Raw genomic sequence first — 13,483 nt, 5'->3', positions numbered from 1 at the left:
TTTCAGCCATCCCAAAATTGGGAATGGCCTTAATTCTGGACTCATTCTTTAAGGGTTGCAACGGGAGCGCATATGGTGCAGGGGAAGCTCAGGACTGAATACCCGTCTCACGGCTCAAAGGGCGCTTACCCCAGTGACTGGAATCATCGGATACCCTGCAATAACTGATTTATCACTTGCTGAACCAACTCATCCGACATAGTGCAAGGACGGCTAGAACGCGGCTCATCGTTCAAACGTAGCAGTCCCTATATTGAGAAGCATTGTCATCAGCGTAACACCACATCCTTGTTGGCACCCAAGCGCTGAGCAATGTCTTTGTCTGACCTGCCAGCCGCATACGCAAGGATTATCTCAGCACGCAGGCGAGTATCTTGGGCGCCCCTGCGGAGCTTTACCCGGCGTAACAGGTCCGCTTTTCGGATTTAGAAAGAACAATAACAATTGCTGGTCGACCCATGTCGATACACAAATCTTGATGAATTATTATCTACAGAGCCCAGCTAAAAATTTTCAGCAGTATTTCTGAAACACCACATTAGGGTTTGGAAAGCTTCACCGCATTGGCGAGCATGTATACGAAGGATATGCCGAAGTTCCCAACGACAATAGATGACCATGGCCTTGAAACCCTAACAGAGTCAAGCTGCCGTAAGTTCAGCCTCAACTTGGCAAACGGCGCTTTCGACCAGGTACCAACCCCAGAACCAGAACACAGCCCAGCAGAATTACTAGGCCGCCTACCATTTGAAGCAGGTTCAGTGCTTCGTTGAGGAACAGTGCACCAACCACGACCGCAACCAGTGTTACAACGAACTCGACGCTGATTGCCCGGGTGGCGCCGATGCGCTCTACCAATCCGAAATACAGCACATAAGTGGTGGCACTCATCAAGCAGCCACTGACCAATAGATACAGCCAGTCAATAGTCTGAGGCACCTGCGTAATGGGCACCAACAGTAATAGTGGCAGCGTCAAAACCCCTCCGCAGAGGAAAGCTCCGCCCGTCACCGTCCACGGGTCATCACCCCGCAAGTGCAGGCTTGCATAGTTACTACCGTATGCCGCGCTGACACAACCGAGAAGTAAAGCAATGCAGCCGTGAATGAAATCAGCGGTGACTGCTTGGGCCGGAAAACCGACCAGCATGACGATTCCTACTAAACCCAAAAGCAACCCTACTAGGCCTTGGGAAGAAATCTTCTCCAACCCCCATATGCGGCCGATGATCATCGAGAATAGCGGAATGGTTGCCACAAAGATTGCCGCCATGGCTGTACCAACACGTGGAGTACCATAGGACAGGCCGATCAGTTGCCCTGCCACAGTGGTTGCTCCGACTACCAGCAAGGGTTTGAGCAGCGCTCGCAGGCGCAATGCTCGTCCAAATAGGAACCCGATGATCGCCAAAGTGCTGCCGGCAATCAGCGCACGTAAACTGACCGCACCAACCCATCCGAACGCATGCACGACCTTCAATATAACCAGAAAGGAAAGTCCCCAGGCGATGGCTAGGAACATGTAGGTGGCGATATCGCGCTGTTGCATTAAAAAGAGCCTATACGGTGGAAAAAACGCGTAGTTTACCACGATTCGCTTTTTGGGGTTGCCAGTCGGTTGGGATGTAGGCAGAGATCCCTGCAGAATAACCTTCTACGCATCGAGCCTTTTCTCGCACCGTACTGACCATCGGATTAGGGCAGGCAGTACTATTTCGGTATAAAGGCCCATATCGGCACCAGTGTCGGTGCCGATGCTCAGTCAGATTGAATGAACCGCACAATGGCTGCTTGGACTCCGGAGTTCCGCCCCAATTTCGGAGAGTTTTGGCGACAGCCCACTTCAGGGCTACGAAAACCTAGTGCGGCGCTCAAAAAACCACCTCGGCGTTTTTTGTGGATTAGTCACGAGGAGAAAGATGAATTCCAGCGATCATGCATCGTACCGAGCCGCCAGCCATCTCGATGGTAGGCACTTGTAAGGGAACCAACCTGGCCGAGTGTTCGATTCGCTGCTTCTGTGCATGCGTGAGGCTGTTGAACGCCCTGCGTGACAGAGCCAGGATTCGGCCGTCACGCCCTGAAAGCTCGATAGCGTTACCAGCAAACTCGCCGATCTGCTGGTGAGTCAGGTCGATGACATCTCGCCCTGATTCCATCAGTCGCATGCGCACTTCTTCAGCACGTGCTTTGTTTGTGAACGTCTCGAAGCCCACCAGCGCGAACTCGGTCGCCACGCACATCAGCACGTTGGTGTGGTAGATCGGCGCCCCCTTCACGTCCGCGGTATCGAACACCATCGGCTCGAAATTGAAGTGGGTGCTGAACCGTTCCAAGGCAATCGGGTCAGCTCGGTTCGAGCGAGCAGTGTAAGCGACCCTGGACATGTGGTCGAACACCATGGCCCCAGTGCCCTCAAGGAACAGTTCATCCTGCTCAAGCCCCGAGTAGTCGATCACATCCTGAACCCGGTACTCCTGCTTGAGCATCTCAATGACGTCCACTCGTCTTTCCCTTCGACGATTCGGGGAGTACATGGAGTAAATCGCCACATGGCCGCCTGGGTGGGTCGAGAACCAGTTGTTCGGGAACACGGAGTCAGGGGTGTCGTTCTCGCCAAAGTCATCAAACAGGTGAACCCGCACACCCTCAGCTTCAAGTCGGCGAGCGGCCTGCGTGACTTCGTCCCGAGCGATCTCGGAGAGTGTTTGAGCGGCGATATCTGAGTTGATGCTCTGGAACGAGTTATCTGCTGCCGTTTCCGGGTTGGGGGTGAAGGCATGTGGCCTGACCATCACCACCGCTGCAGGTGCTTGAATCGAACGCGTAGGAAATGCCATCTCGAAATTCCGATGTGTGTCTGATCTTGGAGTTATGCAACGCGTCGGATGCGTTTCTTGGCAGCGCGACCGCGGGTGTGGCTGAACAGATCCTTGGGGTCATCCTCAACCCAAGGCACGAGATCGATCTTCGCTCCCGCACCACGCTGCTCAGCCTGCTGCAGCACGTAGCGCAGTACCGAATAGTCCTCGAGCGCAAAGCCCACGGAGTCGAACACCGTCACCTGTTCAGCGCTCTGGCGCCCTTCCTGTTCGCCCGTTAGCACTCGCCACAGGTCGACGACAGGCGAGTCCGCTTCAAGTTGCTGGATATCGCCTTCGATACGGGTCTGGGGCTCGTACTCCACAAAAACCCTGGCCTTGCGCAAAACGTCGGCATGGAGCTCGGTCTTACCGGGGCAGTCACCACCTACGGCGTTCAGGTGCATGCCCGGTTCAAGCATCTCCGGCGTAATGATTGTTGCATAGGCCTTATCTGCAGTCACAGTGGTGACGATGTCCGCACCCCGCACTGCTTCAGCAACGCTCTGGGCACGCGTGATTTTGAGCTCTGGGTATTCCTGAAGGTTGCGAATCAGCTTCGCGGTGGCGAGAGGGTCGGTGTCGAAGGCGACGATCTCCTGGATGCCGAGATGCTTATGGAACGCCAAGGCCTGGAATTCGCTCTGGGCACCATTCCCGATCAACGCCATCTTGCGAGCGTTCGGGCGAGCGAGAGCCTTGGCCGCCATCAGCGAGGTCGCAGCGGTACGCAGAGCCGTTGCAATCGTCAGCTCGGACAGCAACACCGGATACCCCGTATCGACATCGGCCAGCACCCCGAATGCCATCACCGTGTGGAGATCCTTGAACGTGTTGGATGGGTGCCCATTCACATACTTGAAGGCATATTGGCTGGTATCAGCCACAGGCATCAACTCGATCACCCCAACATCAGAGTGGCTGGCGACACGGGCAGATTTATCAAAGTCCGGCCAACGCTTGAAATCGTCGCGGATAACCTCGGAAAGCTCTCCCAGAAACTGGACTACGCCAATGTCATGAACCAGGTCTGACATCGTTGGAACGTCGATGAAATGCGTCATTGTTATGCACCTTGTGAGTGCGCCCGCTTTCAATCAGTGCATAGCGAGCGTCGAGTGTAAATTCTTGCCACCTCCAAAAGTCTGATGAAATAGTGGTACAAATTGAAGCATACAGGTTGCCATATTTATCGGTTTTTTAGACACTTTGCTCACCCAATCTAGCAGTATGGATAGCGTAGTATCATGGATAGCATTGATCGAGAGCTCATCGCCCTCCTGAGGGACAACGCTCGAACCCCCGTCATGACCTTGGCCAAGAAACTCAAGGTCGCTCGCGCGACTGTTCAAAACCGCCTCACCAGACTGGAAGAGAGCGGTATTATCATGGGCTATACGATTCGCCTGCAGTCAGATGCGATTGAGCGCGGGGTCAGGGCAATCACAAGTATCGGTATCAGTGGCCACCATGCTTCCGAGGTCAAGCACGCGCTGCGCGGGCATCCCAACGTGGTCGCCATCCACACCACCAATGGCCGCTGGGATCTCATGGCAGAGCTTCGCGCCGAGACGCTCGAGGCCTTTGACAAAGCGCTGAACACCATCCGATCCATCCCACACATCGAGAACACCGAGACCAGCATCCTGCTGTCGACCTTCAAGATGTAGGGGAAAGACCTGGCTTTTGCACCATGACTGTGCACCCAATCAAAATGCTCCATAGGGTGCGCAAAGTGCTAAAAGATGCCCTGATGGCTGACATTTTGTAACGTTCCTGTTGACAACTACGGCTGGCAAAATGGCAACTTCCATACCGCCAAGGTGGATGCCAACAAGAAAGACAACCATATAGCGCTTCCAAATTTATTATCTGACAACTTGGTCAGATTATTCTTTCTGGATTTACTTTTCCTCGTCTGCGTATCAACCGACCCATCCGCCTCGTGCCTATAAACAACCTTCCATTAGGAGGGATGGGACAGGTTTCACAGAAAAAGAATAAGAGGTCATTTATGAATCAATCGTGCAACTCGCAAGACGCGACTCATGGCGACGGTCGAACACTTAAGCGACGGCTGGAAAACAGACACATCCAGCTGATTGCCATCAGCGGCGCCATCGGCACAGGCCTGTTCATGGGATCCGGGAAGATGATTGCCCTCTCCGGATCGTCAATCATCCTGGTCTACGCGATCATTGGATTCTTCGTTTTCTGCATCATGCGAGCGATGGGCGAGATGCTCCTCGCCAATCTTGAAATGGGCTCCTTCGCTGAGCTCGTCCACCACCACCTGGGCCCACGCGCCGGCTTCATCCTCGCCTGGTCATACTGGCTCAGCTGGGTGGTCACCGCAGTCGGTGATGTGGTGGTGGTCGCCGGATTTCTTCAATACTGGTATCCAGATCTTCCCACCTGGATTCCGGCATTCGGCGCGATGTTCATGCTCTTGGCGCTCAACATGCTCGCCGTCAAAGCATTTGGCGAGGTGGAGTTCTGGTTCGGCCTGATCAAGATCATCGCCATCGTTGCCCTCGTGCTCACCGGTCTCTACATGGTTGCCACCTCCTACACCTCTCCAGGCGGTGTGACTGCGTCGTTCAGCCACCTGATTGAGCCGGGCGTGATGATGCCGCACGGCGTGCTGGGCTTCCTGGCCGGTTTCCAGATCGCCATCTTCTCGTTTGTAGGCACCGAGCTCATCGGTACTGCTGCAGCTGAGGCCCACAACCCCGAGAAAACGCTCCCCAAGGCCATAAACACCATCCCGCTGCGGATCCTGCTGTTCTACGTCGCTGCGCTCGCCTGCATCATCAGCGTGATCTCTTGGGCCCACGTACCTGCGAACCGAAGCCCTTTCGTCGAGCTGTTTCTGCTGGGTGGCTTGCCAGCTGCAGCCGGGATGATCAACTTCGTGGTGATGACATCTGCGGCCTCCTCGGCCAACAGCGGCGTATACTCAGGTTCTCGCATGCTCTACGGCCTGTCGCACAACAAGCAGGCTCCCCAGTCCTTCGGACGTTTGTCAGGTTCTGGCACTCCCATCCGGGCACTGATGTTCTCCGGCCTGTGCATGACTATCGCGCTGACGTTGCTGTTCGTGATCCCTGACGTCATGGCGGTCTTCACCCTGGTCTCTACCATCTCGGCGGTCATGGTGATCGTGACCTGGTCATTAATCTTGCTGTCGTACCTCGCCTACCGCCGCAGCAGCCCTGAAGCCCATCAGCGATCAACCTTCAAGCTCCCCGGCGGTAAGCTCACTGCGGTGACGTCACTGGTGTTCCTGATGTTCGTCCTGTGTCTGCTGGCACTTGAAGCAGATACCCGCACCGCCCTGTATGTGATGCCTGTCTGGTACATCGGCTTGCTGCTGGCCTATCAGCGCAGCGCGAAGGCATCCGGCCCTGTAGCCGTATCGGCGTTGTGAGGGGGCGCCCGTGAGTTCGACTACAGGCATCAAACTTGACGCGCCGACCAAGGAGCGCATCAGGGAAGCAGCAGGCTCGCTTGACCGGACGCCTCACTGGTTCATGAAAAAGGCCGTGATGTACTGGCTGGAGCGAGTTGAAGCAGGAGCCAGCGTTGCTGACATGCTGAACGAGGTCGAGCTCAAGGACGATCATCGGCTGAACAGCGTACTGACCCGGCAGCGATTGCTGAACGCCGACTAGCAAAAGGTAACGACCGCAGCCAGTGCTGCGGTCGTCTCACTTGGACCCCTCAAACGAGCGAGGCCTGAGCGAGACAGTGCTGAAAGCTCTCCAAGAACACCGTCTCCGCCATGGTCATCCTTTGCTCCCTGTTCCAGAGCAGGTGCAAGTCCACATCGACAATCCCTTCGTAGGGCGGCAGCCGCCAGAGCAAGCCTTTCTCCAGATCCTCATGGAGAAGGTGCTCAGGCATGCAACCCACTCCGTAGCCGGCACACACCAGCCTCTGGACTTCCTCAACGCTCGGCGAGGAAGCAACGATGCGCCCGGTGAAACCATGCTGATCGCGGAACATCGCAAGCGGCGAAAGGTTGCCGCCCAATTGGTCGCTTACGAAGCTCACAAAGTTCTCCCCACGCAGAGACTCGAGGCTGACATCGGTGCGCCCGAACAGCCGATGTCGCACACCACAGAAGAACGCATAGCGCTGATTGAGCAACAGGCGCTGCTCCAGCTTGGGCTGGGGTATACGACACAGGCCAACACCTGCCGTGGCGGTCTTCTGCAGCAGAGAACTGATGATGTCGGCACTGCGCATGACATCAATCTCCAGCTCGACTCGTGGGTGGGCCTCGTGGAAATCCCCCAGAAAATCGTCATATACCCGCGACTGCACGCGACTGACGCTCAGGATCCGCACCTTCCCGACGACCTCATCGCTCTCTTTTTCAACAGCCGCACTGATGCGCGACACGTCGCCATAGATATCGATGGCGATACGCAGCACCTCCTCCCCGGCAGCCGTCAGGTCGAAGCGCGGGCCACCTCGAAGAATGAGGGCACAGCCAAGCTGCTCTTCAAGACGCCTGAGCGCCTGGCTAACCGCTGACTGGGTCACGTGCAACCTTGCTGCAGCCCTGCTGATGCTGCCCTCTTGGCCAATCGCAAGGTAGGTACGCAGCAGGTTCCAGTCCAGGCGGTCGTTCAGAAATCGACGCCCTTCCCATTTGTTGACCAAAGCATCAGATCTTGAAGTTGGCGGATTCATTTACGGGCCCATTAGTAGCGCTGCTAATCCGACGGATAAGAATTAGCAAATTGACTAATCATAGCCCCAAGGCGATAAATCTCGAAAGCGCCGAACAGAGCGCGACCGGTTTAGCCAACCCTGCCCACCTGCCTATAACTCTAAGAAGGGCCTTGCATGCATACGTCAAACCAGCCGCGTCGTGCTGCGGCTGCCGCATTTGTCGGCACCACCATCGAGTTCTACGACTTCTACATCTACGCCACGGCGGCTGCACTCGCACTGGGTCAGGTGTTTTTCCCGAGCAGCAACCCCTTGCTCAGCACCTTGGCGGCATTCGGCACGTTCGCCGTAGGCTTCGTTGCCCGACCAATGGCAGGCATGGTCTTCGGCCATCTGGGCGACCGTCTGGGTCGCAAAAAAATGCTGCTGGTCACCATGGTGCTGATGGGCCTGGCCACCACAGGCATTGGCCTGCTGCCCAGCTACGCCACTGCTGGTATCTGGGCCCCCATCGGACTGATTGCCCTGCGGATTGTCCAGGGGATCTCCGTCGGTGGTGAGTGGGGAGGTGCCGTCCTGATGGCCAGTGAGCATGCGCCGGCCAAACGCAAAGTGTTCTACGCCTCGTTCGCTCAGCTCGGCAGCCCGGCTGGCCTGCTGCTCGCGCTGATCGCATTCCGCCTAGTGTCTTCCTTAGAGCCCGAAGAGTTCCTGAGCTGGGGTTGGCGTCTGCCGTTCCTGGCCAGCGGCATCCTGATGCTGGTAGGTCTGGCTATCCGCTTCGGGGTCGAGGAAAGCCCTGAGTTCCAGGCAGCCAAGGCCAAGCAAGAGGTCGTCAAATACCCGGTGCTGGAAGTGGTACGTGACTGCTGGAGACAGATCCTGTTCGCCGCCCTGGCGGTGACCATCGGCTCCGCCGGCTTCTTCTTCACGAACACCTTCATGATCACCTACGTCACCACCTACCAGGGTATCCCTCGAGCAACCATCCTCGACTGCCTGTTCCTGGTGACCATCCTGCAGTTCCTGACCCAGCCACTGGCCGCGCTGCTGGCTGAACGCATTGGCGAAGGCCGCTTCCTCAAGCTGGTAGCCCTGCTGTGCATGGCTGTGCCCTACCCCATGTTCATGCTGGTCGGCACCCATAACCTGGTGTTGATGACAGCCGGCATCGCGATGGCAGTGGTCACGCTCTCGGCACTGTATGCGGTGATCGCCGGCTACATGACCCAGGCCTTCCCTGCTCACTTGCGCTACTCCGGGATCTCTCTGGCCTACCAGTTGATTTGCGCCATCGCGGGGGGCAGCACGCCGATCATCGGCACGTTGCTGGCCGACCGCTTCGCCGGCCAGTGGCTGCCACTCGCCGTGTTCTTCACCGCGCTCTCCACGCTTTCCTTGATCGGCGTCTGTGGCCTCTCTCGCCTGCGTGGCGAGCAGCAGCAACCCACCCCCGCCATCGCTCGTTAAATCAGGAGTTTTCATGAGCAAGCCGCACAACATTAGCGATGTCGAATGGCAGGCACGCTGCGAACTGGCCGCGCTGTACCGGATGGTTGCACACTTCCGCATGACCGATTTGATCGACACCCACATCACCCTGCGTATTCCTGGGCCTGAGCATCACTTCCTGATCAACCAATACGGCGTGATCTTCGACCGGATGCGCGCCAGTGATCTGGTACGCATCGACCAACATGGCAATGTGGTCGACCAGGCCAATGGCGAGCGCCGGGTGAACGCAGCTGGCTTCGTAATCCACTCGGCGATCCACATGGCACGACCGGACATGCACTGCGTGATCCACACCCACACCGCAGCCGGCATCGCCGTCTCGGCTCAGGAGCACGGGTTGCTGCCGATCAGCCAGCACGCGCTGAAGTTCTACGGCAAGCTGGCCTACCACCAGTACGAAGGCATCGCCCTGTCTCTGGATGAACGCGAGCGCCTCATCGCCGACCTCGGCACGCACAAAGCAATGATCCTGCGAAACCACGGCCTGCTGGCCGGCGGAGCCAGTGTTGCCGAGGCCTTCCACGAGATTCACTTCCTGGAGCGCGCCTGCCAGGCGCAAGTACAGGCATTGGCCAGCGGCAGCAAGCTCATCTACCCCAGCGAAGAAGTCTGCCGCCACACCGCCGCGCAGTTCCAACGCGACGAGTCAGCGCAAATCATCAGCCTGAGCTGGAACGCCGCCCTGACCTTGATCGAACACCAACGCGAGTCGTACTGCTCATGAAACCGCTGGTACTACTTTCAACCGACCAGGCACTTCTGGGCCAACTGCAGTCTGCCTTCGCTCGCAGTGCTCCCCAGTTACGCGTAGTGCTGGCCAACGATCCCGCAGCTCAGGAGGCACAGGTAGCCGCTTGCTGGTTCCCTCCCGTAGGCAGCCTCAGCGCATTACCCAACCTGAAGCTGATCCACTCAGTGGCTGCTGGTGTTGATCACCTGGCCAACGACCCGAGCCAGCCAGCATTGCCAGTGTGCAGAGTCGTAGACCCAGCTCACCGCCAAGGCATGGCGGAGTATGTTCGCTGGGCGGTCATCCACTACCACCGGGACTTCGACCGAGCACTTGCCCAACAGCAGCAACAGGTATGGCAACGTCATCCTCAACGCCTCGCTGGTGAATACCGCATCGGCGTCATGGGGCTCGGCTCCCTTGGAGGGGCTATTGCCGGCGAGTTGGCCGAGGCCGGATATGCTGTCCGAGGTTGGTCGAGGAGTGCCAGGCAGCTGAGCGGCGTGCGCACATTCTCGGGCCCAGCGGAGTTCGATCAGTTCCTGGATGGCCTCGACCTGTTGATCAACCTGCTGCCATTGACCGATGCCACTCGCGGCATCCTCTGCCAGAAGACCTTTGAAGCCTTGGCGCCAAACGCGGCAGTGATCAACTGCGGACGCGGGCAGCACCTGCAGGTGGATGATCTGGTCAACGCCGTCAACAGTGGCCGACTGCGCGGTGCGCTTCTCGATGTGTTCGAGAAAGAGCCGCTGCCATTGGACAGCCGCCTCTGGAACACGCCGGGAATCGTCGTCACACCCCACATGGCCTCATGCGCTTCCCACGACTGTATTGCCCAGCAAGTAGCCGAGAACGCTCGACGTCTGGCCTGTGCTGAACCACTCCTGAACCAAGTAGACCCCGCGCTCGGATACTGATCCCACCGCCTGTTTGAGGATTCACATCATGCATACATGCAATGGCACACGGCTGTGGGACAGCCTCATGGACATGGCCAAGGTCGGCCCAACCGCCAAAGGCGGCAACTGCCGCTTGGCACTGTCGAAAGAAGACCGAGACGGACGCGAGCTGTTCGCAAGCTGGTGTCGCGAGGCCGGAATGAGCATCCATGTTGATGCCATCGGCAACCTATTCGCACGCCTGCCAGGTCGGAATGACGCCCTGCCCCCGGTGGTCATGGGCAGCCATTTGGACACCCAGCCGAAGGGCGGTCGCTTCGATGGCATCTACGGCGTACTTGCCGGCCTGGAAGTGGTACGTAGCCTTCAGGACAAAGGCCTGCAGCTCGAGCGCCCATTGGAAATCGCGGTCTGGACGAACGAAGAAGGCGCTCGTTTCACTCCTGCCATGCTCGGATCGGCGGTGTTCACGGGCGAGCTGCCCCTCGAGCAAGCGCTGTCCAGCCGCGATGCTGAAGGCGTCAGCGTTGCCGAAGCGTTGGAGCAAACCGGCTACGCAGGTGAGCTACCTCTGGGCCGTGAGTTCGACGCGTACTTCGAAGCACACATCGAGCAAGGCCCAATCCTGGAAGACGCCGGCCTGCCCGTAGGGTTGGTCACGGGTGGGCAAGCGATCTGCTGGCTGGACATCGAGATCAGTGGCCAGGCCGCTCACGCAGGCACCACGCCAATGCCTCTACGCCGCGACTCCTTGTTCGGCGTAGGGGAAATGATCACCGCACTGGAACAACTGTCACGCGACTTCGCGCCCAAAGGCCTTGTTACCGTTGGCCAATTGCAGATCGCTCGCTCTTCCCGCAACACCATCCCTGGCCACGTGGCGTTTACCCTCGATCTTCGCCACCACGAAGATGCCGCCATCGCAGACATGGAAGCCAGCGCCCGTGCACTCATCGACCAAATCGCCACCAAGCGTGGCTTGGAAGTCCAGATCAATCGTCACTGGCTGAGCCCGGCCACGCCTTTCGACCCGGCCTGCATCGATGCAGTACGCAAAGCCATCGAAGGCCTGGGCTACCCGTACCAGCCAATCGTCAGCGGCGCCGGCCATGATGCGATTCATCTCGCCCGCCACTGCCCGACCACCATGGTGTTCATCCCCTGCGTCGGCGGCCTGAGCCATAACGAAGCCGAAGACGCCTTGCCCCACGACGTGACCATGGGCTGCGACGTACTGCTCAACGCCGTGCTGACCCGCGCCGACAGACGCTGACTTAACCCGATCCACCCAGGCGCCCAGCCAATTCAAGAAAGCTGGGCCCACGGGAACGCTTTGCCCAAAAACAAGAAATAGCCGCTCCGCCTTCAGCTGCCAACAACAACCAGAACCCATCTTTCGGGAGAAAATGGCAATGACCAGCCCTGCGTACACCGAGGTTGCCAGCGCGCAACCACAACGCACCGCCGACATGAAAAAAGTCGCGGTCGCCAGTGTGATCGGCACCACCGTTGAGTGGTATGACCTGTTCCTCTTCGCCACGGCCTCGGCCCTGGTATTCAACAAGATCTTCTTCCCAGGCTTTGATCCCCTGGTAGGCACCCTCCTCGCTTTCGGCACCTTTGCTTCAGCCTATGGCGCCCGGATGATCGGCGCCGCGCTTTTCGGTCACTTCGGTGACCGCCTGGGCCGAAAGTCGATGCTGCTCATCTCGTTGCTGACCATGGGTGCGGCCACCTTCGCCATCGGCCTGTTGCCGAGCTATGAGTCGGTCGGCATCTGGGCACCGATCATGCTGCTTACACTGCGCATCATCCAGGGCCTGGCTCTGGGCGGAGAATGGGGCGGCGCCGTGCTGATGGCGGTGGAACATGCGCCAAAGCATCAACGCGGACTCTATGGCTCGTGGGTTCAGATCGGCGTACCGGCGGGGACGATGCTGGCCAACCTCGTGTTCCTGATGTTCGCCACCACGCTGACCAACGAGCAGTTGCTGGACTGGGGCTGGCGTGTGCCGTTCCTGCTCAGCGTTCTGCTGATCGGATTGGGCTTGTACATCCGCCTCAACATCCATGAGACACCGTCGTTCAAAGCGGTGGAAAATAAAGGCACGCAGGTCAAAGTGCCGCTGTTCGAAGTGTTCCGCAAATACTGGAAGCAGGTAGTCCTGGGTGGTGTGGCAACTATGTCCACTGGCACCTCCTACAACCTCATCGTGGCCTTTGGCCTGACCTATGGCACCCAGACCTTGGGCTTCACACGTGGAGAAATGCTCACGGTAGTGCTGGTTTCCTGCGCTGCCTGTATCGCTATGCTGCCGTTCTTCGGCGCCCTCTCCGACAAGGTTGGCCGCAAGCCGATCATTATCGGCGGGATCATCGCCGAGGCACTCGTAGCCTTCCCGATGTTCTGGCTGATGGATTCCAAAGTTCTCGGCCTGGCGTTTGCCGGTTACATGCTGATGATGACGGCATTCGCGGCCAACTACGGCCCCATTGCCACATTCCTCGCGGAGTTATTCGGCACTCGAGTTCGCTACTCGGGCCTGTCGATCAGCTACATGCTTTCCGGCCTGCTCGGAAGCGCCGCAACGCCTCTGGTTACCACCGCATTGCTGTCGTGGACTGGCAAAGGCTCATCGATTGCCTGGTACATGATCGGCTCAGCCGTTGTTTCTCTGATCGCGCTGCTGCTACTCACTGAGACCTTCAAACGGGATATCGACCAAGCACGGCAGTAATTCCGTGCTGTACCCCCGAGTTTCTCTCGCCAACCAGGCGAGTGTTTCCTACTTC

Annotated in this window: 13 protein-coding genes; 8 read left to right on the top strand and 5 right to left on the bottom strand. The window is 58.0% G+C overall.

Translation table 11 applies throughout. The features are described 5' to 3' along the window. Window positions 1-269: 269 nt before the first annotated feature. From KDB76_RS29780 to KDB76_RS12820, 4 genes are all read right to left on the bottom strand, one after another. Window positions 270-350: a hypothetical protein gene (locus KDB76_RS29780; protein ID WP_235208047.1), complete on the bottom strand. Its 81-nt coding sequence runs from the start codon at window positions 348-350 to the stop codon at window positions 270-272. Between the two features lie 313 nt (window positions 351-663). Beyond that, the gene (locus KDB76_RS12830) at window positions 664-1,548 is read right to left on the bottom strand and encodes a DMT family transporter (RefSeq protein WP_038409466.1); all 885 of its coding nucleotides are present in this window, start codon (window positions 1,546-1,548) and stop codon (window positions 664-666) included. 352 nt (window positions 1,549-1,900) lie between these two features. After that, window positions 1,901-2,794, bottom strand: a complete 894-nt coding sequence (locus KDB76_RS12825; protein WP_038410415.1) for an arginine deiminase-related protein — start codon at window positions 2,792-2,794, stop codon at window positions 1,901-1,903. A 77-nt stretch (window positions 2,795-2,871) separates the two neighbouring features. Next, window positions 2,872-3,924, bottom strand: a complete 1,053-nt coding sequence (locus tag KDB76_RS12820) for an ornithine cyclodeaminase (protein WP_013972362.1) — start codon at window positions 3,922-3,924, stop codon at window positions 2,872-2,874. A gap of 183 nt (window positions 3,925-4,107) precedes the next feature. On the opposite strand from KDB76_RS12820, the gene KDB76_RS12815 reads away from it, so the two are divergent. The 3 genes from KDB76_RS12815 (at window position 4,108) to KDB76_RS12805 (ending at window position 6,534) form a co-directional block, all read left to right on the top strand. Continuing rightward, the gene (locus KDB76_RS12815) at window positions 4,108-4,530 is read left to right on the top strand and encodes an Lrp/AsnC family transcriptional regulator (protein ID WP_038409465.1); all 423 of its coding nucleotides are present in this window, start codon (window positions 4,108-4,110) and stop codon (window positions 4,528-4,530) included. A 344-nt stretch (window positions 4,531-4,874) separates the two neighbouring features. After that, window positions 4,875-6,290, top strand: a complete 1,416-nt coding sequence (locus KDB76_RS12810) for an amino acid permease (RefSeq protein WP_013972360.1) — start codon at window positions 4,875-4,877, stop codon at window positions 6,288-6,290. Window positions 6,291-6,300: 10 nt separating this feature from the next. Further along, complete coding sequence (locus KDB76_RS12805) at window positions 6,301-6,534, top strand: ribbon-helix-helix protein, CopG family (RefSeq protein WP_038409464.1); 234 nt, start codon at window positions 6,301-6,303, stop codon at window positions 6,532-6,534. A 49-nt stretch (window positions 6,535-6,583) separates the two neighbouring features. Here KDB76_RS12805 and KDB76_RS12800 read toward each other — a convergent pair whose 3' ends face one another. Further along, a complete protein-coding gene (locus KDB76_RS12800; RefSeq protein ID WP_013972359.1) occupies window positions 6,584-7,561 on the bottom strand; it encodes a LysR family transcriptional regulator in 978 nt (325 codons plus the stop codon). Window positions 7,562-7,717: 156 nt separating this feature from the next. On the opposite strand from KDB76_RS12800, the gene KDB76_RS12795 reads away from it, so the two are divergent. The 5 genes from KDB76_RS12795 (at window position 7,718) to KDB76_RS12775 (ending at window position 13,428) form a co-directional block, all read left to right on the top strand. After that, a complete protein-coding gene (locus KDB76_RS12795) occupies window positions 7,718-9,013 on the top strand; it encodes an MFS transporter (RefSeq protein ID WP_038409462.1) in 1,296 nt (431 codons plus the stop codon). 13 nt (window positions 9,014-9,026) lie between these two features. Beyond that, window positions 9,027-9,782, top strand: coding sequence for a class II aldolase/adducin family protein (locus tag KDB76_RS12790; protein WP_013972357.1), 756 nt, complete (start codon window positions 9,027-9,029; stop codon window positions 9,780-9,782). Continuing rightward, window positions 9,779-10,708 carry a glyoxylate/hydroxypyruvate reductase A gene (locus tag KDB76_RS12785; RefSeq protein ID WP_038409461.1) on the top strand — a complete coding sequence of 310 codons (930 nt, stop codon included), beginning with the start codon at window positions 9,779-9,781 and terminating at the stop codon, window positions 10,706-10,708. The genes KDB76_RS12790 and KDB76_RS12785 overlap by 4 nt, the downstream gene beginning before the upstream one ends. A 28-nt stretch (window positions 10,709-10,736) precedes the next feature. After that, window positions 10,737-11,963: a Zn-dependent hydrolase gene (locus KDB76_RS12780; protein ID WP_038409460.1), complete on the top strand. Its 1,227-nt coding sequence runs from the start codon at window positions 10,737-10,739 to the stop codon at window positions 11,961-11,963. A 139-nt stretch (window positions 11,964-12,102) separates the two neighbouring features. After that, window positions 12,103-13,428, top strand: a complete 1,326-nt coding sequence (locus KDB76_RS12775; RefSeq protein ID WP_038409459.1) for an MFS transporter — start codon at window positions 12,103-12,105, stop codon at window positions 13,426-13,428. Window positions 13,429-13,483: the final 55 nt, after the last annotated feature.

The sequence above is a fragment of the Pseudomonas sp. JS425 genome (assembly GCF_018223845.1).
Classification (GTDB): Bacteria; Pseudomonadota; Gammaproteobacteria; order Pseudomonadales; family Pseudomonadaceae; genus Aquipseudomonas; species Aquipseudomonas asiatica.
Note: the sequence above shows the minus strand (reverse complement) of the source record. Positions and strands in the feature narration are given on the sequence as shown.